Raw genomic sequence first — 23,991 nt, 5'->3', positions numbered from 1 at the left:
AATGATGAGGTATAAAAGAAGTGAACGAATTGTGTTTATGACACAATATTTGATGAACCACCCGAATAAATTGATTCCTTTAACATTTTTCGTAGATAAGTTTGAACAGGCAAAATCTTCAATTAGTGAGGATGTACAAATTATTAAAAGTACATTTCAAAAAGAAGCATTGGGAACAGTTACGACTACAGCAGGAGCAAGTGGAGGCGTAACATATAAACCGATGATGAGTAAGGAAGAAGCGACTGAAGTTGTAAATGAAGTTATTTCATTACTAGATGAGAAAGATAGATTGTTGCCAGGCGGTTATTTATTCTTATCAGACTTAGTCGGAAACCCTACATTATTAAATAAGGTAGGTAAATTGATAGCGAGTATTTATATGAACGAACAACTAGATGCTGTAGTCACGATTGCTACGAAAGGTATATCGCTTGCTAATGCAGTAGCAAACGTATTAAATTTACCTGTAGTAGTTATTAGAAAAGATAATAAAGTAACAGAAGGTTCTACAGTTTCTATCAATTATGTTTCAGGATCGTCTAGAAAAATAGAAACAATGGTATTATCTAAGCGTACATTAGCTGAAAATTCTAATGTACTTGTCGTCGATGATTTTATGAGAGCAGGTGGCTCAATCAACGGTGTTATGAATTTAATGAATGAGTTTAAAGCACACGTAAAAGGGGTATCAGTACTCGTAGAATCGAAAGAAGTAAAACAAAGGTTAATAGAAGATTATACTTCCTTGGTAAGACTATCAGATGTTGACGAATATAATCAGGAATTTAAAGTAGAACCAGGCAATAGCTTGTCTAAATTTTCTTAAAGGAGCGAATTACATCATGGAAATAATTAACACAAATAAAGCACCAGAAGCATTAGGACCTTATTCACATGCTACAGTAGTAAATGGACTTGTTTATACATCAGGTCAAATCCCACTTAATTTAGAGGGAGAAATTGTCAGTGATGATGTAAAAGAACAAACTAAACAAGTTTTAGAAAATTTATCTGTGGTACTTAAAGAAGCAGGTTCAGATTTAGATAATGTTGTTAAAACAACTATTTTTATTTCTGATATGAATAATTTCCAATATATAAATGAGGTATATGGAAGTTATTTCGATAAACATCAACCAGCACGTAGCTGTGTAGAAGTAGCTAGACTACCTAAAGATGTTAAAGTAGAAATAGAATTAATTAGTAAAGTTAAATAAAGGATATAATTTTCTTTTGAGCAATTGTCAAGCTTCTAATAAAACAAAGATATACTAGGGGGGCTCACTACATGAAAGTGACAGATGTTAGACTTAGAAAAATAGATACAGATGGTAGAATGAAGGCGCTTGTTTCTATCACATTAGACGAGGCGTTTGTAATCCATGACTTACGTGTGATTGAAGGAAACTCAGGTCTTTTTGTCGCAATGCCAAGTAAACGTACACCAGATGGTGAATTCCGCGACATCGCGCATCCAATTAACTCAGAAATGAGACAAGAAATTCAAGATGCAGTGATGAAAGTATATGATGAAACTGATGAAGTCATTCCTGATAAAAATGCAACATCAGATGAATCTGACGAAGCTTAAATATAAACATATTTTACAGAGTCAACATATTATACTATGTTGACTCTGTTTTTGTTTTTAGGACTACTTTTAAAATATAACATTTACTTTCAAGTATATTTTGTCCCTCTTCATTAAATGTTTTAATCATTTGAACTTACTTAAAAATTTAAGCATTAAAATCAACACCATAACAACTAACATTAAGTAAATTATTCATGGTTTTGTAAGTGAATAGCACATAGTAAGTATTTCATCTAAATAGGTTATATGTTGAAAGAGTGATAGCGGTTAAATTATAATAGTAGAGAAGTGTATATTTTATGGAGGGTTAGCATTCATGCAAAGACATGCGATAATATTGGCAGCAGGCAAGGGCACAAGAATGAAATCAAAAAAATATAAAGTGCTACATGAAATTGCTGGCAAATCAATGATTGAACATGTAGTTAATAATGTTCAACAATCAGGCGTGAACCAGCTTATAACAATCGTTGGACACGGTGCTGAAAGTGTGAAAGAAACATTAGGTAAGCAATCATTGTATAGCTATCAAGATCAACAACTTGGTACAGCACATGCAGTGAAAATGGCAGAAGAACATTTAAGAAATAACGAGGGTACAACATTGGTTGTGTGTGGAGATACACCACTTATCACAGCTGAAACACTAAAATCTTTAATCGAACAACATGAATCATCCCAATCCAAAGCTACTGTTTTAACAGCTACAGCTAATGACCCAAAAGGTTATGGAAGAGTAATTAAAGATAACGAAGGACAATTATTGAGAATAGTAGAGGAAAAAGACGCTAACAACGAAGAAAAAGCAATTACTGAAATTAGTTCAGGTATCTTTGCATTTGATAATAAAACCTTATTTGAAAAATTAGATCAAGTTAAGAATGATAATGTGCAACAAGAATATTATCTACCTGATGTCATTTCTTTAATTCTTAAAGATAATGGTAAAGCAAGTACATATCATACAGATGACTTTGAAGAAATTATTGGCGTAAATGATAGAGTCATGCTAAGTCAAGCTGAGAAAGCATTACAAAAGCGCTTAAATCTATTTCATATGAGAAATGGGGTTACAATTATTGATCCAGCAAGTACGTTTATTGGACCTGATGTAAAAATAGGTATGGATACAATAATTGAACCCGGTGTCAGAATTAATGGTAAAACTGTAATTGGTGAGGAAGTTAAGATTGGTCAATATTCAGAAATTAATGACAGTGTCATTGATTCTTATGCAAATATTAAACAATCAGTCATCAATGAGTCTCAAGTAGGCAAATATACGAATGTAGGCCCATTTGCACAATTAAGACCAGGTTCTCAATTAGGTGCAGAAGTTAAAGTAGGTAACTTTGTAGAAGTGAAAAAAGCTGAACTTAAAGATGGTTCTAAAGTGTCACATCTAAGTTATATTGGCGATGCCGAAATAGGCGAACGTACGAATATCGGTTGTGGTTCTATTACCGTTAATTACGATGGCGTGAATAAATTTAAAACGATTATTGGAAAAGATGCCTTTATCGGTTGTAACACCAATTTAGTTGCTCCAGTAACAGTAGGTGATCATTCGTTAATAGCTGCTGGTTCAACGATAACTGATGATATTCCAAATGAAAGTTTAGCATTAGCGAGAGCAAGACAAGTAAATAAAGAGGGCTATTTAAACAACGATAAGAAATAATTGAAATGAATATGTAAACATAGGATTTAGACTTTTGTCATAGTAATCAAGTTTATTTTTCTATATAATAGTAGATGTGTAAGTAAATAATTGGAGGACTATAAATGTTAAATAATGAATATAAGAATTCATCGCTAAAGATTTTTTCACTTAAAGGTAATGAACCTTTAGCACAGGAAGTAGCAGACCATGTAGGTATTGAATTAGGAAAATGTTCTGTAAAACGTTTCAGTGATGGAGAAATTCAAATCAATATAGAAGAAAGTATCCGTGGTTGTGATGTTTTTATCATCCAACCTACTTCATACCCAGTTAATCTACATCTAATGGAATTACTTATTATGATTGATGCTTGTAAACGTGCATCGGCGGCAAATATTAACATCGTAGTGCCTTATTACGGTTATGCTCGTCAAGATAGAAAAGCACGTAGTCGTGAACCTATTACTGCTAAATTAGTAGCAAACTTAATCGAAACTGCAGGAGCAAATCGCATGATCGCATTAGATTTACATGCGCCACAAATCCAAGGTTTCTTTGATATTCCAATTGATCATTTAATGGGTGTACCTATTTTAGCGCAACATTTCCAAAATGATCCTGCTATTAATCCAGAAGAATGTGTTGTTGTTTCACCTGATCATGGTGGTGTAACGAGAGCACGTAAATTGGCAGACATTTTAAAAACTCCAATTGCTATTATTGATAAACGTCGTCCAAAACCAAATGTGGCTGAAGTAATGAACATTGTGGGCGATATTGAAGGAAGAACAGCCATCATTATTGATGATATTATTGATACAGCAGGTACAATTACTTTAGCAGCTCAATCACTTAAAGATAAAGGTGCTAAAGAAGTATATGCATGTTGTACACACCCTGTATTATCAGGTCCAGCTAAAGAACGTATCGAAAATTCAGCAATTAAAGAATTAATCGTTACGAACTCAATTCAATTAGAAGAAAGTCGTAAACCAACAAATACGAAAGAACTTTCAGTTGCAGGTTTAATTAGTAAAGCTATTATTCGTGTATATGAAAGAGAATCAGTTAGTGTATTATTCGACTAAAATTGTTAAATGCGTTTGACGAAAATGTTTTAAGCGTGTATAATACATTCGTTCGTGATTATACGAATAAATAAACACTTACAAGCAACGATTGATGTTGATGGGTAAGTGAGGAGCTCATTAAAAGAGCGAAAGATGAAAGGTGGAAATAGAATGACTTCATTAAAGTCAATCATCCGTCAAGGTAAACAAACTCGTTCTGACCTTAAACAACTTAGAAATGCTGGTAAAGTACCTGCAGTTGTATATGGTTACGGAACAAAAAATACTTCAGTTAAAGTTGATGAAGTTGAATTTATCAAAGTTATCCGTGAAGTAGGACGTAACGGTGTTATCGAATTAGGTGTTGGTTCTAAATCAATCAAAGTAATGGTATCAGATTACCAATACGATCCATTGAAAAACCAAATCACTCATATCGACTTCTTAGCTATTAACATGACTGAAGAACGTACTGTAGAAGTACCAGTTCAATTAGTTGGTGAAGCAGTAGGCGCTAAAGAAGGCGGCGTAGTTGAACAACCATTATTCGACTTACAAGTAACTGCTACTCCAGATAATATCCCAGAATCAATCGAAGTTGATATCACTGAATTAAATATCAACGATAGCTATTCTGTAGCTGACATTAAAGTTTCTGGTGACTTCACTATCGAAAACGATCCTGAAGAATCTATCGTAACAGTAGTTCCTCCAACAGATGAACCTACTGAAGAAGAAGTAGAAGCTATGGAAGGCGAAGCAGCTACTGAAGAACCAGAACGCGTTGGCGAAGAAAATGACGACAACGAAGAAGAAGAAAATAAAGAAGAAGAATAAGATTATTATCAATTATAATATCTTATAAAGATTCTTAACTTTATTGACGAGCACTATGCTTATACTAATAAGCATAGTGCTTTTTGTGTTATTATAGGGAATGATTATAAAATTGTGGTATTGATAAATGATATAAAGATTAACTTACGATTGGTTATTTTAATCGGAGACAATATATCATTTGAAGAATAGTCACTAAATGATAAACATTAATTTTGGAGGTAACGACATATGAAATGTATTGTAGGTCTTGGAAATATTGGTAAACGATTTGAACTTACAAGACACAATATTGGCTTCGAAGTCATTGACTATATATTAGAGCGTCATGGATTTAAATTAGATAAGCAAAAATTTAAAGGTGCATACACTATTGAAAGAATGAATGGTGACAAAGTTTTACTTATTGAACCAATGACAATGATGAATTTATCCGGTGAGGCAGTAGCCCCGTTAATGGATTATTATAATATAGATGTAGAAGATCTTATTGTATTATATGATGACTTAGATTTAGATCAAGGACACGTGCGTTTGCGTCAAAAAGGCAGCGCTGGTGGTCACAATGGTATGAAGTCTATTATTAAAATGCTAGGTACTGATCAATTTAAAAGAATTCGTATAGGTGTTGGTCGACCTACGAATGGTATGTCTGTTCCTGATTATGTATTACAACGCTTTTCAAAAGAAGAAATGATGACAATGGAGAAAGTCATTGAACATTCAGCAAATGCAGTGGAAGCATTTATAGAAACATCTAGATTTGATAATGTCATGAATGAATATAATGGTGAAATCAATTGAGACAAGTCATTTCTAACTATATAAAAGAAGATAAGCGTTTTCAGGAATTAGACCAAGTGTTTGGCCAAGATAATATTTTGGTTACTGGCCTATCCCCTTCAGCTAAAGCTACATTGATTGCTGAAAAATATTTATCAGACCATAAACAAATGTTATTAGTGACTAATAACTTATACCAAGCAGATAAAATCGAAGCAGATATTTTACAATACGTCAGTTATGAAGAAATTTATAAATATCCAGTCCAAGATATCATGACGGAAGAATTTTCTACGCAAAGCCCTCAGCTCATGAGTGAACGTGTTAGAACCCTAACAGCACTGGCTCATGGAAAGAAAGGGTTATTTATCGTCCCATTAAATGGATTGAAAAAATGGTTAACGCCGGTAGAAATGTGGCGCAATCATCAAATGACATTGAATGTTGGAGATGATATTGAAGTTGATGATTTCTTAAATAAATTAGTCAATATGGGATATCGCAGAGAAAGTGTGGTTTCGCATATTGGGGAATTTTCTCTTAGAGGAGGAATCATTGATATTTATCCTCTAATTGGATCCCCTGTCCGAATAGAACTATTTGATACAGAAATTGATTCTATTAGAGATTTTGATGTTGAAACTCAGAGATCTAATGATAATTTAGAAAGTATAGAAATCACGACAGCGAGTGATTATATTATTACAGATGAGGTCATCAATCATTTACAAACTCATTTAAAAGAAGCGTATGAAGAAACAAGACCTAAAATAGAAAAATCTGTACGAAATGATTTGAAAGAAACATATGAAAGTTTCAAACTCTTTGAATCTACATTTTTTGACCATCAATTGTTAAGAAGATTAGTGGCATTTATGTATGAACAACCATCTACTATTATTGATTATTTTTCTAAGGATGTAGTCATTGCAGTTGACGAATATAATCGTATTAAAGAAACAGAAGAAACTTTGACTACTGAAGTTGATGATTTTATAAGCAACTTAATCGAAAGTGGTAATGGTTTTATTGGTCAAAGTTTTATGCAGTATGATGGCTTTGAAAATCTTCTACAAGATAATCCGGTTGCTTACTTTACTTTATTTACGTCATCTATGCCTGTTGAATTAGAACATATTATTAAGTTTTCATGTAAGCCAGTTCAACAGTTTTATGGTCAATATGATATTATGCGTTCTGAATTCCAAAGATTTATTCAAAATGAATATGCTGTTATCGTTCTTGTTGAGACAGAAACAAAAGTAGAACGCATACAATCTATGTTGAACGAAATGCATATTCCTGTAGTGACAAATATTGATCAAGCTTCGACAAGTGGTCAAGCTGTTGTCTTAGAAGGTAGCTTATCAGAAGGTTTTGAATTACCTTATATGCAATTAGTTGTGATAACTGAAAGAGAACTATTTAAAACAAAACAGAAAAAACAACGTAAACGTACGAAAACAATGTCTAATGCTGAAAAAATTAAGTCCTATCAGGATTTAAATGTAGGAGACTATGTCGTCCATGTCCACCACGGTGTAGGACGATATTTAGGTGTAGAAACGCTAGAAGTTGGAGAACAACATAGAGACTATATTAAGTTACAGTACAAGGGCACCGATCAATTATTCGTTCCTGTAGATCAAATGGATCAAGTACAAAAATATGTTGCTTCTGAAGATAAATCGCCACGTTTAAACAAACTTGGTGGCACAGAGTGGAAAAAAACTAAAGCAAAAGTTCAACAAAGTGTTGAGGATATTGCAGACGAATTAATCGATTTATATAAACAAAGAGAAATGTCTGTAGGTTACCAATTTGGCCCAGACACTGCAGAACAATCTACTTTCGAATTGGACTTCCCATATGAACTGACACCCGATCAAAGTAAATCTATTGAAGAAATTAAAGGTGACATGGAAAGAGAACGTCCAATGGATCGCTTATTATGTGGCGATGTAGGTTACGGTAAGACAGAAGTTGCTGTACGAGCTGCATTTAAAGCAGTTATGGAAGGTAAACAAGTTGCGTTTTTAGTACCAACTACTATATTAGCACAACAACACTATGAAACATTAATAGAACGTATGCAAGATTTCCCTGTAGAAATTCAATTAATTAGTCGTTTCCGTTCTACAAAAGAGGTAAAAGAAACAAAAGAAGGACTGAAATCTGGTTACGTAGATATTGTTGTCGGTACTCATAAATTACTTGGAAAAGATATACACTATAAAGATTTAGGATTGCTTATTGTCGATGAAGAACAACGCTTTGGCGTACGTCATAAAGAGAGAATTAAAACATTGAAAAATAATGTGGATGTGTTAACACTGACAGCTACTCCAATACCTAGAACATTGCATATGAGTATGCTTGGTGTACGTGACTTATCTGTTATTGAAACACCACCTGAAAATCGTTTTCCAGTACAGACGTATGTATTAGAACAAAATACGAATTTTATTAAAGAAGCGTTAGAAAGAGAATTATCTCGTGACGGACAAGTATTTTATTTATATAACAAAGTTCAATCAATATATGAAAAGAGAGAACAACTTCAAATGTTGATGCCTGATGCTAATATCGCTGTTGCACACGGTCAAATGACAGAACGAGATTTAGAAGAAACGATGTTGAGTTTTATTAATCACGAATATGATATTTTGGTAACGACTACGATTATCGAAACAGGTGTAGATGTTCCGAATGCCAATACATTAATTATTGAAGAAGCGGATCGATTTGGTCTAAGTCAATTATATCAATTGCGTGGACGTGTAGGGCGTTCAAGTAGAATTGGTTATGCTTACTTCCTTCACCCTACAAACAAAGTATTAACTGAAACAGCTGAAGAAAGATTACAAGCTATTAAAGAATTTACTGAACTAGGTTCAGGATTCAAGATTGCTATGCGTGATTTAAATATTCGTGGTGCCGGTAATTTACTTGGTAAACAGCAACATGGATTTATAGATTCTGTCGGCTTTGATTTATACTCTCAAATGCTTGAAGAAGCAGTTAATGAAAAACGAGGTATTAAAGAAGAAACACCAGATACACCTGAAGTCGAAGTTGAACTCAACTTAGACGCCTATTTACCAGCAGAATACATTCAAAATGAACAAGCTAAAATTGAAATTTATAAGAAACTACGAAAAGTGGAATCAGAAGAACAACTTATGGATATCAAAGATGAATTAATCGATCGTTTTAATGAATATCCAGTCGAAGTTGAACGTTTATTAGATATTGTAGAAATCAAAACGCATGCTTTATATGCAGGTATTACAAAAATTAAAGATTTAGGTAAACAAATTCAAATTTTATTATCAGAGAAATCTACTACTGATATAGATGGCGAAGCATTATTTAAAAATACTCAACCACTTGGTAGATCAATGAAAGTTGGCGTTGAGAATGGCACTATGAAAGTGACACTTACTAAGTCTAAGCAATGGTTAGATAACTTAAAATTCTTAGTTAAATGCATTGAAGAAAGTATGAGTATTCAAGATGAAGCATAAACCCGCATTTAATGGTGTAGTGATACTAACGATTGCATTAATTGTTATTAAAATTTTAAGTGCGATTTATAGAATACCTTATCAAAATATACTTGGTGATGAAGGTTTATATGCATATCAACAAATATACCCCATTGTAGCGCTAGGTATGATTTTGTCTATGAATGCCATTCCAAGTGCTGTGACACAAAATTTAAGAAAAGACCAACATGAACAATACTTTTCAAAAGTATTATTAGTAATACAAAGTGTAGGTTTTGTAATTTGTATTGTGATTTTTAGTAGTGCAAACATGATTTCTAAATTAATGGGTGATGTACATTTAACACCGATGATTAGAATGGCAAGCTTTAGTTTTATTTTTGTAGGTGTATTAGGTGTCCTAAGAGGATATTTTCAATCAAAACAAGAAATGAATATACCCGCCATTTCCCAGGTTATAGAACAATTAATTCGAGTATGTTTAATCATGATAGCTATATTGTTATTTGTGAAACAACATTGGTCTATATATCAAGCTGGAACATTAGCAATTATTGCGTCATCTATAGGATTTTTAGGTTCGACATTGTATTTATTAGCTAAACGACCGTTTAAATTAAATTTGAATAATGATAAAGAAAAAATCCGCTGGAAAAACTTACTCATTGCTATACTTATTTTTGCATTAAGTCAGTTGATTGTTATTTTATGGCAAGTAGCAGACAGTTTTACTGTTATTCATACGCTTAAAACAACAGGATTAACGTTTATAGAAGCGATTAAACAAAAAGGTGTATATGATAGAGGTGCTTCATTTATACAAATGGGATTAATTGTTACAACGACATTTAGTTTTGTCTTAATTCCATTATTAACTGATGCAATTCAAAAGAAGCAATCTATACAAATGAACCGATATGCTAACGCCTCATTAAAAATAACTGTCTTAATTAGTTCGGCAGCAGGTGTAGGTCTAATTAATGTTTTACCGCTAATGAATCAAGTGTTTTTTAAGACGGATAGTCAAACAAGCACGTTATGTGTTTATATGCTAACAGTAATTGGTGTATCATTAATCATGATGGATATAGCTTTACTACAAGTAATTAATAATACGAAGCCTATTTTAATTGGGTTTATAAGCGGATTATTAATGAAGATTATATTGAATGTTATTTTTATTCATCAATTACAAATATTAGGTGCAAGTATAAGTACAGTATTATCATTAATTATTTTTTGCGCTATATTACATTGGGCAGTCTTAAAATCCTATCATTTTAGTCAAATGGGTAAATTTATTATTAAATTAGTGGTCGGGCTGTTTATAATGTCAGTTGTAGTCCAAATAATAATGTTTGTATTACCATCTAATGGTCGTGTAATTGGATTAATATCTTTAATGATTAGTGCATTGATTGGCGTAGGTGTGTTTATGATATATGTCGGTATTTTTAATGTACTAAGTTATAGAGAACTTAAATTTTTACCTTTAGGAGATAAGCTATATCATTTTAAGAGAGGAAGACGTTAATGACACAAACTATTACTATTATTGGTTTAGGAAACTATGGTATAGAAGATTTGCCATTAGGTATATATCGATTTATACAAAAACAACCTAAGATATATGCACGTACACTTGAACATCCAGTTATTGAGGACCTTAAAAATGAAATAGAATTTGAAGGTTTCGATGATATTTATGAAAATAATGACCAATTTGAAAAAGTGTATGACGAAATTGTTAAACAATTGATTGATAAAGCACAACAATCAGACATTGTTTATGCAGTTCCAGGGCATCCACGTGTGGCAGAAACGACTACTATGAAATTAATGGAGTATCATGCACAAAATAACGATATAGATGTAAAAGTACTAGGTGGTAAAAGTTTCATCGATGACGTATTTGAAGCTGTGAATGTTGATCCTAATGATGGTTTCACACTACTTGATGCTACATCTTTAAAAGAAGTGCAACTAAATGTGCGTACAAATACACTTATTACGCAAGTTTATAGTGAAATGGTAGCAGCAGATATTAAGCTAACTTTAATGGAAAGATATCCAGATGAACATGAGGTAGCAATTGTGACAGGTGCACGTACTGGTGAAGCACAAGTGACGCAATGTGCATTATATGAACTTGATCATTTTGAAGATGCGTTTAATAACTTAACTAGTGTTTTTGTCCCTCAAGTTATAGGATCAGAGGCACTTTATAATGACTTTGATTTTGCAGAGCAGACGATTGATTTATTAGTTGATGATGAAAAAGGTTGCCCTTGGGACAAAGTTCAAACACATCAAACGCTTAAACGTTATTTACTAGAAGAAACGTTTGAGTTATTTGAAGCTATCGATAATGAAGATGATTGGCACATGGTAGAAGAACTTGGAGATATACTGTTACAAGTGTTACTGCATACAAGCATTGGTAAAAAAGAAGGCTATTTTGATGTTAAAGAAGTGATTGCCAGCTTAAATGCTAAAATGATTCGTCGACATCCTCATATATTTAGTGATGCATCAGCAGAATCAATTGATGATTTAAAATCAATTTGGGCGACGGCTAAATCCAAGGAAGGCAAACAACCACGTGTGAAATTTGAGAAAGTATTTGCAGACCATTTCATGTCATTGTATGATAAAACAAAAAATAAAGATTTTGATGAAGTGGCTCTTAAACAATATTTAGAGCAAGGAGAGAATCATTAATGAGATTAGATAAATTTTTAAAAGTATCTAGATTAATCAAACGTCGTACATTGGCTAAAGAAATTAGTGATCAAGGACGTATTACAATTAATGGCAATGTAGCAAAAGCAGGAACAGATGTTAAAGTTGGAGATGTATTAGTTATTCGCTTCGGACAGAAACTTGTGACTGTTAATGTTACAGGATTAAATGAGCATGCTTCTAAAGAGAATGCTAAAGGTATGTACGAATTAGTTAAAGAAGAGCGTATTAATGAATCTGAATAAACAAAGAGAGGTGACAAGCAATGAATAATAAAGTTGAAAATATTGGTAATCAATATACATCTAAAGAAAACCAAAAGAAACAAAGACAACGCAAAAAGATGCGTGTTGTTCGCCGAAGAATCACTTTATTTGGCGGAATCATGTTAGCAATAATCATCTTATTATGCATTATGCTTGTCGTCCAAAAGCACAGCAATGATAAAGACGCTGTAGAACGAAAACATAAAGAAGAACAATATCAAAAAAAGCAAGATGAAGAGATTGCTTTAAAAGAGAAACTAAACAATTTAAATGATAAAGATTACGTAGAAAAAGTGGCACGAGATGATTATTATTTAAGTAATAAAGGCGAAGTTATTTTTAGGTTGCCAAATGATAATAAATCCTCTAAGTCTAAGTCGTCAGATAGTGATAATTAATTAAAGTAAATCTCATTATAGCATTGTGAAATTGCTTCAACAGGAATATAATAAAGTTAAAATCGAATGAAATCGGGAGGATTTATTTAGAATATGTCAATCGAAGTAGGAAACAAGCTTAAAGGTAAAGTCACTGGTATTAAAAAATTCGGTGCATTCGTTGAGTTACCTGAAGGGAAAAGTGGCTTAGTCCATATTAGTGAAGTGGCTGATAACTACGTTGAAAATGTGGAAGATCATTTATCTTTAGGTGATGAAGTAGAAGTAAAAGTACTTTCAATTGCAGATGATGGCAAAATTAGTCTTTCAATTAAAAAGGCTAAAGATCGCCCACAACGTAAACCACATCATAATAATAAATCAAATCAAAGTAAACCAGCGCCAAAAGGTGAAGACTTTGAAAAGAAATTGAGTAACTTCTTAAAAGATAGTGAAGATAAATTAACTTCTATAAAACGTCAAACTGAATCTAGACGCGGCGGTAAAGGTTCAAAACGTTAATTTCATAAATTAAGTCTGTTACAATAATATAAATTTTGTATTGTGAGTTTCTGTAAATGGACAGACAATCTAAGACTGTTTCTTGATGAAGGAGCAGTCTATTTTTATTGTAATGATGATTTGGTATTTGATTAGCTTGTGCGGAGGTGAATAGTTGATGGAAATGAATTCAACAGGTTGGTCAAAAGATGACCATATTGTATTAGCTGTATCAACAGGAATAGATAGCATGTGCCTATTACATCTTTTATTAAATGAATATCAACATACATATCGTAAATTAACATGCATTCATGTTAATCATGGCTTACGACAAGAATCAGCAGAGGAAGAAACGTTCTTTAAAACGTTTTGCGAAAAACACCATATTGACTATTATATTAAACACCTTGATTTAAATAATATCGTAGAAGCGGGAAATAGTATTCAAAACGAATCGCGTCAATATCGCTACGACTGGTTTGATTTTATGATGAAAAAACTTAAGGCTGATGTATTATTAACAGCACATCATCAAGATGATCAAATTGAGACTATATTTTATAGGTTGTTTACAGGGAGATTTACTCGTAGTACTCTGGGCATTGCTTATGAATCAAATCGTCAACATTATAAACTTTGTCGGCCGTTATTAAATATTTCTAAAGATCAAATTAAGAAGTATCAATCGGAATTTCATGTTCCATTTTATGAAGATGCATCAAATCACAAAAACGTATATGTAAGAAATGATATACGTAATCGTATTTTACCTGCGATTTTAGACAACGAGCAATTAAGTATCGACCACTTATTAAAGTTAAAATCTTGGCATGATCAAGAATTAGAAACACTTCGCAATTTAGCGAGCCAATTTATTGATGAACAAGCTCTTATAAAGGCGAATCGAACTAAAATTACTATTCCAAGAACCAGCTTTAATCAATTAACAGATAATGTAAAGGTGCATGTACTTGACCAAATATTTGAAAAAATCTCCTTAGCAACTTCAATATCTGATAAAATGTATCAGTCATGGTTTGACCAATTTGCAAGTCAAAAATCACAATTTACGATTGATATTACAGATAAATGGATAATTCAAATTTCATATGATACATTTATAATAATGACTAATACAGAAATGAACGATGTAAGTTCAATAAAAGTCATCGAAACACCTCATACATATCACTTTGGAGATTATGAAATTATCATACAATCAGATTTCCCGTTAGAACAATTACCATTAACTATAAGAACACGTCAAAATGGTGACCGTTTTTTATTAAACGGTAGTGAAAATAAACATAAAAAAGTAAGTCGGTTATTGATTGATTGTAAAATCGAGGCTATTGAACGCAATCGTTTACCAATTGTTATTAATGCAGAGGGAAATGTTATCGCTGTGGGTCAGTTATATATCAATAAAAACTATAAACATTATATAAACATTAGAAATATTGGAGATGAATAGCAAATGCATAAGGATATAAAAAATATTGTAATGAGTGAAGAAGAAATTCAAACCATTTGTAAGAACTTAGGAGAACAGTTGACTAAAGATTATCAAGATAAACCACTTGTTTGTATTGGGATTTTAAAAGGATCAGTCATGTTTATGGCGGATTTAATCAAACGTATTGATACACATTTATCGATTGATTTTATGGATGTATCAAGTTATCACGGTGGTACTGAATCAACTGGTGAAGTACAAATCATCAAAGATTTAGGTTCTTCTATTGAAAACAAAGATGTCTTAATTATTGAAGATATTTTAGAAACTGGTACAACATTGAAATCAATTACTGAATTATTACAATCAAGAAAAGTAAACTCATTAGAAATTGTTACTTTATTAGATAAACCAAATCGTAGAAAAGCTAATATTGAAGCAAAATACGTAGGTAAAAAAATTCCTGACGAGTTTGTAGTTGGATACGGACTTGATTACGGTGAACATTATAGAAACTTACCTTACATCGGTACTTTAAAACCGGAAGTATATTCATAAAGTAACAAGTTAATTTCGATGTTAAAAAGTTGGGTGCGATGTTTTATTACTATGATTAAACATCATTTTAGTGTAGACTCAATTTAAATCACGATGTCTAAATTAAACATGACATTACTTATTTTTAAATCATGATATAACTAAAAATTAAAAATCTATATAGTGGAAGTTGACTAAAATTGAAGAACCAATACTAAAGTTGAAATAGTAGCCTGGTCAAGATGTATTGTGTTACAATTTTTGTTAGTTTTATTATTGGAAGTAGGAGGAAATGACACATGCAGAAAGCGTTTCGCAATGTGCTAGTTATCGCAATTATAGGCGTTATAATATTTGGCCTTTTTTCTTTCCTAAATGGTAATGGAAATATGCCAAAGCAACTTACATATACGCAGTTTGTTAGTAAATTGGATAAAGGCGATTTAAAATCATTAGAAATTCAACCTGAACAAAACGTATACATGGTAAGCGGTAAAACAAAAAAAGGTGAAGATTATTCATCAACAATTTTATTTAACAACGAAAAAGATTTACAAAAAATTACTGATACAGCTCAGAAACAAGATGGATTGAAATTTACAGTTAAAGAAGAAGAAGAACAAAGTGTGTTTGTTAGTATTCTAACAACATTGATTCCTGTTTTAATCATTGCATTATTATTTATTTTCTTCCTTAGCCAAGCTCAAGGTGGCGGTGGCGGCGGTCGTATGATGAACTTTGGTAAATCCAAAGCTAAAATGTACGATAGCAGTAAACGCCGTGTTCGTTTCTCAGATGTTGCAGGTGCAGATGAAGAGAAACAAGAACTTGTAGAAATTGTAGACTTCTTAAAAGATAACAAGAAATTTAAACAAATGGGTTCTAGAATACCAAAAGGTGTTTTACTTGTTGGACCTCCAGGTACTGGTAAAACATTACTTGCACGTGCTGTTGCTGGTGAAGCCGGCGCACCATTCTTCTCAATTAGTGGTTCAGACTTCGTTGAGATGTTTGTCGGTGTTGGTGCAAGTCGTGTACGTGACTTATTTGAAAATGCTAAGAAAAATGCACCATGTATTATCTTTATCGATGAAATCGATGCTGTAGGTCGTCAACGTGGTGCAGGTGTTGGTGGTGGACACGACGAACGTGAACAAACACTTAACCAATTATTAGTTGAAATGGATGGCTTTGGTGAAAATGAAGGTATCATCATGATTGCTGCTACAAACCGTCCTGACATTTTAGACCCAGCGTTATTACGTCCTGGACGTTTTGACAGACAAATTCAAGTTGGTCGTCCCGATGTTAAGGGTCGTGAGGCTATTTTACATGTACATGCTAAAAACAAACCACTTGATGAAACTGTTGATTTAAAAGCTATTTCTCAAAGAACACCAGGTTTCTCTGGTGCTGACTTAGAAAACTTATTAAACGAAGCATCATTAATTGCTGCACGTGAAGGCAAGAACAAAATTGATATGCGTGATATAGAAGAAGCGACAGACCGTGTCATCGCTGGTCCAGCTAAGAAATCACGTGTTATCTCTGATAAAGAAAGAAATATTGTTGCTCACCATGAAGCTGGTCATACTATTATTGGTATGGTACTTGATGAAGCAGAAGTTGTTCACAAAGTGACTATCGTTCCACGTGGACAAGCTGGTGGTTATGCGATGATGTTACCTAAACAAGATCGATTCTTAATGACAGAACCGGAACTATTAGATAAAATTTGTGGTTTACTTGGTGGTCGTGTATCAGAAGATATTAACTTCGGTGAGGTTTCTACTGGTGCTTCAAACGACTTTGAAAGAGCTACACAAATTGCTCGATCAATGGTTACTGAATATGGTATGAGTAAAAAACTCGGACCTTTACAATTCTCTAGTAGCGGTAATGGCCAAGTATTCTTAGGTAAAGATATGCAAGGTGAACCAAATTACTCAGGTCAAATTGCTTATGAAATTGATAAAGAAGTACAACGTATTGTTAAAGAACAATATGAACGTTGTAAAGAAATCTTATTAGAACATCAAGAACAATTAAAACTTATTGCTAAGACATTACTTACTGAGGAAACATTGGTTGCAGAACAAATTCAATCATTATTCCATGAAGGTAAATTACCTGAAGTTGATTATGATTCTGCAGAAGTTGTAACAGAAACTGACTCAGAATTCAAAGACGGTAAATATGGTAAATCATACGAAGATGTTCGAAAAGAACAATCTTTAGATAATAATGACGGTGAAAGTGATCATGATAATGATGAATCAGATACTGAATCAACAGGACATGAACAATCACCAAACATTGATAAACCATATAATCCTAATGATCCAAATCATAGAGAATAATTAGTTCTTAGTTCAATCCCCTTACTGTAATAGTAAGGGGATGTTTTTTATATTAGTAATAGTGAGAGAAGAAAGTTAGCTTAGACTATAGCGAAACTCGATTCTTCTTTTAAAAAGCAAAGTAAATATAATGTGAAACAAATAATTTCATGAAAATAAGCAACAGATGTATAATAGTTATTCGAAAATGATATTCAAAATATAAAATGATAAATAATAGAGAACCTCATTAAAAGGAGAAATAAATAATGACACATGATTATATAGTTAAAGCCCTAGCATTTGATGGAGAAATAAGAGCATATGCTTCATTAACAACTGAATCAGTTCAAGAAGCACAAACAAGACACTATACATGGCCAACAGCCTCAGCAGCAATTGGAAGAACAATGACTGCTACGGTAATGATGGGCGCAATGTTAAAAGGAACTCAAAAATTAACAGTAACAGTTGATGGTCGCGGTCCAATAGGGAAAATTATTGCGGATGCGGATGCAAAAGGTAACGTACGCGCTTACGTAGACCATCCACAAACGCATTTTCCTTTAAATGAACAAGGAAAATTAGATGTAAGAAGAGCAGTTGGGACAGAAGGCTCAATTCAAGTAGTTAAAGATGTAGGTATGAAAGATTACTTTTCTGGATCAAGTCCAATTGTATCAGGTGAATTAGGAGAAGACTTCACTTATTATTATGCTACAAGTGAACAAACACCTTCATCAGTTGGATTAGGTGTACTTGTTAATCCTGATAACACAATTAAAGCAGCCGGTGGATTTATTATACAAGTAATGCCGGGAGCTAAAGAAGAAACTATTAATAAGTTGGAAGAAGCTATTAACCAAATGACACCTGTATCTAAATTAATTGAACAAGGCCTAACACCTGAAGGTATTTTAAATGAAATACTTGGAGAAGATAACGTTCAAATATTGGAAACTTCTCCAGTACAATTCGAATGTAATTGCAGTCATGAAAAATTCTTGAACGCAATCAAAGGATTAGGAGAAGCTGAAATATCCGATATGATTAAAGAAGATCATGGTGCAGAAGCAGTTTGTCACTTCTGTGGTAATAAATACAATTATAGTGAATCCGAATTAAATCAATTATTAGAATCTATGGCTTAAATTAATTAATAAATTGGTAGTATTTTGAGTTAACGTTTACTTTAATTTGGTTTAGGGAAGATTTTAAAATGTATAACAATTACTCAATTTCAGTATAAATAAAATATATTTGTATTTTGAGAAAATTCTGATAGAATAAAGATATCCGATAAAAAGACTAAGCTTTATTAATTTCGTTGAAAAGGAGTGTTTTTAATGGCACAAAAACCAGTAGAAAATATAACACAAATAATTGGAAATACACCTGTAGTTAAGTTGAGAAATGTTGTTGATGAAGATGCAGCAGATATTTATGTTAAATTAGAATATCAAAATCCAGGCGGTTCAGTAAAAGACCGTATCGCATTAGCTATGATTGAAAAAGCTGAAAAAGAAGGAAAAATTATACCTGGTGATACAATTGTAGAACCTACAAGTGGTAACACAGGTATTGGTTTAGCATTTGTCTGTGCAGCAAAAGGTTATAAAGCAGTATTTACTATGCCTGAAACAATGAGTCAAGAACGTCGTAACTTATTAAAAGCATATGGTGCTGAATTAGTATTAACTCCAGGATCAGAAGCTATGAAAGGCGCTATTAAAAAAGCTAAAGAATTAAAAGAAGAACACGGTTATTTTGAACCACAACAATTCGAAAACCAAGCAAACCCTGAAATTCATGAACTTACAACAGGTCCAGAATTAGTAGAACAATTTGAAGGTAAAAAAATTGATGCGTTCTTAGCTGGTGTTGGAACTGGTGGTACACTTTCAGGTGTAGGTAAAGTATTAAGAAAACAATATCCTGAAATTGAAATTGTGGCTATTGAACCAGAAGCATCTCCAGTACTTAGTGGTGGAGAACCAGGACCACATAAATTACAAGGTTTAGGTGCAGGATTTGTTCCAGATACGTTAAATACTGATATTTACGACAGTATTATTAAAGTAGGAAATGAAACAGCAATGGAAATGGCACGTCGTGTTGCTAAAGAAGAAGGTATCTTATCAGGTATTTCTTCAGGTGCAGCTATTCATGCAGCCATTCAAAAAGCAAAAGAATTAGGTAAAGGTAAAACAGTAGTAACAGTATTACCAAGTAATGGTGAACGTTACTTATCTACACCTTTATACTCATTCGATGATTAATTATAATAGATGTATTAGCGGGGTGTGTAACTCCGCTATTTTTTATGTCTTATTGTAAGTGAAATCATTTTATTTACAGATTAATCGATATAATTATCGAACATTCTGATTTTGACACTGAAATTATTATGTGAGTAATGATATCATTATAAGTGAGACTAATGATGTTTATATTAATGAAATGAAAAGGTGATTAAATGTCAAAAACAAAAATTATGGGCATACTTAACGTTACGCCAGACTCATTTTCAGATGGTGGAAAATACAATTCAGTTGAAAATGCGGTTGAAAGAGCGAAAGAAATGATAAATGAAGGTGTTGATATTATTGATGTAGGTGGTGTATCAACAAGACCAGGATATAAAGAAATTACGCTTGAGGAAGAGTTAGATAGAGTTGTACCTGTAGTTAAGTCTTTAATAGAACTCGATACACAAATATCAATAGATACATATAGAAGTGAAGTAGCTGAAGCTTGTTTAAAATTAGGCGCTACAATGATTAATGATCAATGGGCTGGATTGTTTGATCCTAAAATATTTGAAGTTGTCGCTAATTACAATGCAGAAATCGTACTTATGCATAATGGTGATGGACAAAGAGATAAACCAGTTGTCGATGAAATGTTAGTAACTTTATTATCGCAAGCTAATAAAGCTGAGATGGCTGGTATTCCTCAAGAAAAAATTTGGCTTGATCCAGGTATAGGTTTTGCGAAAACACGTGAAGAAGAAAATGAAGTGATGGCTCGACTTGATGAATTAGTAGCTACAGAATATCCGGTATTACTTGCGACTAGTCGTAAAAGGTTTATTAAGGAAATGATAGGTAAAGATACCAAACCTTTAGAGAGGGATGAAGCTACAGCATCAACAACTGCCTATGGTATAATGAAGGGCGTTAAAGCTGTCAGAGTTCACCATGTCGAACTCAACGCTCGAATTGCACAAGGTATGGACTTTTTAAAGGAGAATGAAAATGAAAGACATCATATTTCTTAATGGAATGCGTTTTTACGGATATCATGGGGCATTGTCAGCTGAAAATGAAATAGGACAAATATTTGTTGTAGATCTCACTTTAAAAGTTGATTTGAAAGACGCTGGTAAGTCAGATGATGTAAAGGATACAGTCCATTATGGAGAAGTGTTTGAAGATGTAAAATCTATTGTTGAGGGTGAGCCTTCGAATTTACTCGAGCATCTAGCTGAACGTATTGCAAAACGTATAAATTCACACTATAATCGTGTAATGGAAACAAAAGTTAGAATCACTAAAGAGAACCCACCTATACCTGGTCACTACGATGGAGTAGGTATTGAAATAGTGAGGGAGAGTCATTAAATGATTAAAGCATATTTAGGTTTGGGAAGTAATATAGGCGACAGAGAGCAACAATTAAAGCAAGCTATTCAAATCTTAAATCAATACGAAAATATTGATGTTACAGATATATCCCCTATATATGAAACAGATCCAGTAGGGTATACCGATCAGCCTAAATTTTTAAATTTATGTATAGAAATTGAAACAACATTAACAGCAAGACAATTGTTAACATGTTGTTTAGATACAGAACAAGAACTTCATCGTGTTAGAAAAATTAGATGGGGACCTCGTACATTAGATATAGATATATTATTATATGGAAATAACATTATAGAAGAGAATGATTTGGTAGTACCTCATCCTAGAATGGTTGAGCGTGCTTTTGTATTGATTCCATTGAACGACATTGCCTCTAAACAAATTGAACCTCGCTTTAATAAAACGATTGGGTCAATAGTCACTGAGGATAATACAGTTAAAAAGTACAAAGAATAAATTGAAAAAGCATTTATTTTATAATGGATTTAAACTCATGCGTTAGGATAAAGTAAAAATTCCTTTATAACATCTTTATGGTTTAGTAGAATTGAAAGGTAACTATATTGACGTTATGTTATAGAAAAGGGAAATATGCTTTTAGCATCTTAAAAGTGCTAAAATAATTTTTGGAATTAAAAACATTGTATCAAGTATCAATAGAACAACAAATGGTTGCTAATTTATAATATTTCCAACTAGAACGTATAAAATAATTAACTGAAAACAAGAAGCCTAAAGGAGAGAAAGTTATGTCAGAAGAAATGAATGACCAAATGCAGGTCCGTCGACAAAAATTACAAGAATTAAGAGATTTAGGAATTGATCCATTTGGTCAAAGATATGATCGTTCTGCATCAGCATCTGAGCTAAAAACAGATTGGGACGAATTCTCAAAAGAAGAATTACATGAAAAAGAAGAACAAAGCCATGTAGCTATAGCTGGACGCATTATGACTAAACGTGGTAAAGGTAAAGCGGGATTTGCACATGTTCAAGATTTATCAGGGCAAATCCAAATCTATGTAAGAAAAGATCAAGTTGGAGATGAACAATTTGATTTATGGAAAAACGCTGACTTAGGAGACATTGTTGGTGTTGAAGGTGTAATGTTCAAAACTAATACTGGTGAATTATCAGTAAAAGCTAAATCATTTACTTTATTAACTAAAGCTTTAAGACCATTACCTGATAAATTCCATGGATTGCAAGATATTGAGCAACGTTACCGTCAACGTTACTTAGATTTAATCACTAACCAAGATAGTACGCGTACATTTATTAATCGTAGTAAGATTATTCAAGAAATGCGTAATTACTTAAACAAACAAGGTTTCTTAGAAGTAGAAACGCCTATGATGCACCAAATTGCTGGTGGTGCTGCTGCTAGACCATTTGTTACTCATCACAATGCATTAGATGCTACTTTATATATGCGTATTGCTATCGAACTACATTTAAAACGATTAATTGTAGGTGGACTAGAAAAAGTATACGAAATCGGACGTGTATTCCGTAACGAAGGTGTATCTACACGACATAATCCAGAATTCACAATGATTGAATTATATGAGGCATATGCAGATTATCATGACATTATGGACCTAACAGAATCAATGGTTAGACACATTGCACAAGAAGTGCTTGGTTCAGCTAAAGTTCAATATAATGGTACTGAAATCGACTTAGAGTCTTCTTGGACAAGATTGCACATTGTTGATGCAGTTAAAGAAGCTACTGGCGTAAACTTTTATGAAGTTAAATCAGATGAAGAAGCTAAAGCACTAGCTAAAGAACATGGTATTGAAATTACTGAAAACATGAAGTATGGTCACATATTAAATGAATTCTTTGAACAAAAAGTAGAAGAAACATTAATTCAACCAACGTTTATATACGGTCATCCAATTGATATTTCACCGTTGGCTAAAAAGAATCCGGAAGATCCAAGATTTACAGACAGATTCGAGCTATTCATTGTAGGTAGAGAACATGCCAATGCATTCACTGAGTTAAATGATCCTATCGATCAAAAAGAAAGATTTGAAGCTCAATTAGTTGAAAAAGAACAAGGTAATGATGAAGCGCATGAAATGGATGAAGACTATATTGAAGCATTAGAATATGGTATGCCTCCAACAGGTGGTTTAGGAATCGGAATTGATAGATTGGTTATGCTATTAACTGATTCTCCATCAATTAGAGATGTATTATTATTCCCATATATGAGACAAAAATAAATGATTTCTATATAAGCACTAATCACTCAGGTGGTTAGTGCTTTTGTTTTATTATAAAAATGAAAAATAATGATTAAACAATTTGTTACCTTTAGTTTGAAAAAGTAACAAATTTATTGATAGAAAGTAATAATACCTATAGTTTAGTGAGTAGAGATGTGATAGAATAATTCAAGTGGAAAAGTTGAACGGACTTAATTCTAAGTTTTTTAAAAAACTTGAAACAAACCATTGACTTTATAAAACAAATGAAGTAATATATAAAAGTCGTCAAAAACACAGAGGAAGTAAAGAGAATGTAAAATTCTTTTTAATAAAGTGTAAAATTGACTATTGAAATCAATCAAACAAACGTTTATCATTAATAAAGTAAGTTAATTTGTCTGGTGACAATAGCAAAGAGGTCACACCTGTTCCCATGCCGAAC

Annotated in this window: 22 protein-coding genes; all 22 read left to right on the top strand. The window is 32.6% G+C overall.

Annotated features, from left to right (window positions below):
- Positions 1 to 4: 4 nt before the first annotated feature.
- The 22 genes from purR (at position 5) to lysS (ending at position 23,564) form a co-directional block, all read left to right on the top strand.
- Positions 5 to 829: a pur operon repressor gene (purR, locus tag HMPREF3125_RS03680; RefSeq protein ID WP_026083525.1), complete on the top strand. Its 825-nt coding sequence runs from the start codon at positions 5 to 7 to the stop codon at positions 827 to 829.
- A 16-nt stretch (positions 830 to 845) separates the two neighbouring features.
- Positions 846 to 1,220 (top strand): RidA family protein, encoded by a 375-nt coding sequence (locus HMPREF3125_RS03675; RefSeq protein ID WP_017638143.1) that lies wholly within the window; start codon positions 846 to 848, stop codon positions 1,218 to 1,220.
- 71 nt (positions 1,221 to 1,291) lie between these two features.
- Entirely contained in the window at positions 1,292 to 1,594 is a 303-nt protein-coding gene (gene spoVG, locus HMPREF3125_RS03670) for a septation regulator SpoVG (protein WP_029056247.1), read from the top strand.
- Positions 1,595 to 1,913: 319 nt separating this feature from the next.
- Positions 1,914 to 3,278: a bifunctional UDP-N-acetylglucosamine diphosphorylase/glucosamine-1-phosphate N-acetyltransferase GlmU gene (gene glmU, locus HMPREF3125_RS03665; RefSeq protein WP_070452016.1), complete on the top strand. Its 1,365-nt coding sequence runs from the start codon at positions 1,914 to 1,916 to the stop codon at positions 3,276 to 3,278.
- Between the two features lie 104 nt (positions 3,279 to 3,382).
- Positions 3,383 to 4,348: a ribose-phosphate diphosphokinase gene (locus tag HMPREF3125_RS03660; protein WP_017638140.1), complete on the top strand. Its 966-nt coding sequence runs from the start codon at positions 3,383 to 3,385 to the stop codon at positions 4,346 to 4,348.
- Positions 4,349 to 4,501: 153 nt separating this feature from the next.
- Positions 4,502 to 5,167: a 50S ribosomal protein L25/general stress protein Ctc gene (locus HMPREF3125_RS03655; RefSeq protein ID WP_017638139.1), complete on the top strand. Its 666-nt coding sequence runs from the start codon at positions 4,502 to 4,504 to the stop codon at positions 5,165 to 5,167.
- A 231-nt stretch (positions 5,168 to 5,398) separates the two neighbouring features.
- The gene (pth, locus tag HMPREF3125_RS03650; protein ID WP_070452015.1) at positions 5,399 to 5,971 is read left to right on the top strand and encodes an aminoacyl-tRNA hydrolase; all 573 of its coding nucleotides are present in this window, start codon (positions 5,399 to 5,401) and stop codon (positions 5,969 to 5,971) included.
- Positions 5,968 to 9,477: a transcription-repair coupling factor gene (gene mfd, locus HMPREF3125_RS03645; RefSeq protein WP_070452013.1), complete on the top strand. Its 3,510-nt coding sequence runs from the start codon at positions 5,968 to 5,970 to the stop codon at positions 9,475 to 9,477. Before pth ends, mfd begins: the two co-directional genes overlap by 4 nt.
- Positions 9,467 to 10,993 (top strand): polysaccharide biosynthesis protein, encoded by a 1,527-nt coding sequence (locus tag HMPREF3125_RS03640; protein ID WP_046467535.1) that lies wholly within the window; start codon positions 9,467 to 9,469, stop codon positions 10,991 to 10,993. Before mfd ends, HMPREF3125_RS03640 begins: the two co-directional genes overlap by 11 nt.
- Entirely contained in the window at positions 10,993 to 12,180 is a 1,188-nt protein-coding gene (locus tag HMPREF3125_RS03635) for a MazG nucleotide pyrophosphohydrolase domain-containing protein (RefSeq protein ID WP_070452010.1), read from the top strand. Before HMPREF3125_RS03640 ends, HMPREF3125_RS03635 begins: the two co-directional genes overlap by 1 nt.
- Positions 12,180 to 12,446 carry an RNA-binding S4 domain-containing protein gene (locus HMPREF3125_RS03630; RefSeq protein ID WP_046467536.1) on the top strand — a complete coding sequence of 89 codons (267 nt, stop codon included), beginning with the start codon at positions 12,180 to 12,182 and terminating at the stop codon, positions 12,444 to 12,446. The genes HMPREF3125_RS03635 and HMPREF3125_RS03630 overlap by 1 nt, the downstream gene beginning before the upstream one ends.
- A gap of 20 nt (positions 12,447 to 12,466) precedes the next feature.
- Complete coding sequence (gene divIC / locus HMPREF3125_RS03625) at positions 12,467 to 12,865, top strand: cell division protein DivIC (protein WP_017638133.1); 399 nt, start codon at positions 12,467 to 12,469, stop codon at positions 12,863 to 12,865.
- A gap of 93 nt (positions 12,866 to 12,958) precedes the next feature.
- Positions 12,959 to 13,366, top strand: a complete 408-nt coding sequence (locus HMPREF3125_RS03620; RefSeq protein ID WP_029056251.1) for a S1 domain-containing RNA-binding protein — start codon at positions 12,959 to 12,961, stop codon at positions 13,364 to 13,366.
- Positions 13,367 to 13,523: 157 nt separating this feature from the next.
- Positions 13,524 to 14,822 carry a tRNA lysidine(34) synthetase TilS gene (gene tilS / locus HMPREF3125_RS03615; protein ID WP_070452006.1) on the top strand — a complete coding sequence of 433 codons (1,299 nt, stop codon included), beginning with the start codon at positions 13,524 to 13,526 and terminating at the stop codon, positions 14,820 to 14,822.
- Between the two features lie 3 nt (positions 14,823 to 14,825).
- Positions 14,826 to 15,362, top strand: coding sequence for a hypoxanthine phosphoribosyltransferase (gene hpt / locus HMPREF3125_RS03610; RefSeq protein ID WP_070452004.1), 537 nt, complete (start codon positions 14,826 to 14,828; stop codon positions 15,360 to 15,362).
- 278 nt (positions 15,363 to 15,640) lie between these two features.
- Positions 15,641 to 17,701, top strand: a complete 2,061-nt coding sequence (ftsH, locus tag HMPREF3125_RS03605) for an ATP-dependent zinc metalloprotease FtsH (RefSeq protein ID WP_017638129.1) — start codon at positions 15,641 to 15,643, stop codon at positions 17,699 to 17,701.
- A 248-nt stretch (positions 17,702 to 17,949) separates the two neighbouring features.
- Positions 17,950 to 18,831 carry an Hsp33 family molecular chaperone HslO gene (gene hslO, locus HMPREF3125_RS03600; protein WP_070452002.1) on the top strand — a complete coding sequence of 294 codons (882 nt, stop codon included), beginning with the start codon at positions 17,950 to 17,952 and terminating at the stop codon, positions 18,829 to 18,831.
- Positions 18,832 to 19,026: 195 nt separating this feature from the next.
- Positions 19,027 to 19,959 carry a cysteine synthase A gene (gene cysK / locus HMPREF3125_RS03595; protein ID WP_070451999.1) on the top strand — a complete coding sequence of 311 codons (933 nt, stop codon included), beginning with the start codon at positions 19,027 to 19,029 and terminating at the stop codon, positions 19,957 to 19,959.
- A gap of 197 nt (positions 19,960 to 20,156) precedes the next feature.
- Positions 20,157 to 20,960, top strand: coding sequence for a dihydropteroate synthase (folP, locus tag HMPREF3125_RS03590; RefSeq protein ID WP_017638126.1), 804 nt, complete (start codon positions 20,157 to 20,159; stop codon positions 20,958 to 20,960).
- Positions 20,938 to 21,303: a dihydroneopterin aldolase gene (gene folB / locus HMPREF3125_RS03585; RefSeq protein WP_017638125.1), complete on the top strand. Its 366-nt coding sequence runs from the start codon at positions 20,938 to 20,940 to the stop codon at positions 21,301 to 21,303. The genes folP and folB overlap by 23 nt, the downstream gene beginning before the upstream one ends.
- Positions 21,304 to 21,783 carry a 2-amino-4-hydroxy-6-hydroxymethyldihydropteridine diphosphokinase gene (gene folK, locus HMPREF3125_RS03580; protein ID WP_070451998.1) on the top strand — a complete coding sequence of 160 codons (480 nt, stop codon included), beginning with the start codon at positions 21,304 to 21,306 and terminating at the stop codon, positions 21,781 to 21,783.
- Positions 21,784 to 22,076: 293 nt separating this feature from the next.
- The gene (gene lysS, locus HMPREF3125_RS03575; protein WP_029056256.1) at positions 22,077 to 23,564 is read left to right on the top strand and encodes a lysine--tRNA ligase; all 1,488 of its coding nucleotides are present in this window, start codon (positions 22,077 to 22,079) and stop codon (positions 23,562 to 23,564) included.
- Positions 23,565 to 23,991 lie beyond the last annotated feature (427 nt).

Source organism: Staphylococcus sp. HMSC13A10 (genome assembly GCF_001808005.1).
GTDB classification, from domain to species: Bacteria; Bacillota; Bacilli; order Staphylococcales; family Staphylococcaceae; genus Staphylococcus; species Staphylococcus pasteuri.
Note: the sequence above shows the minus strand (reverse complement) of the source record. Positions and strands in the feature narration are given on the sequence as shown.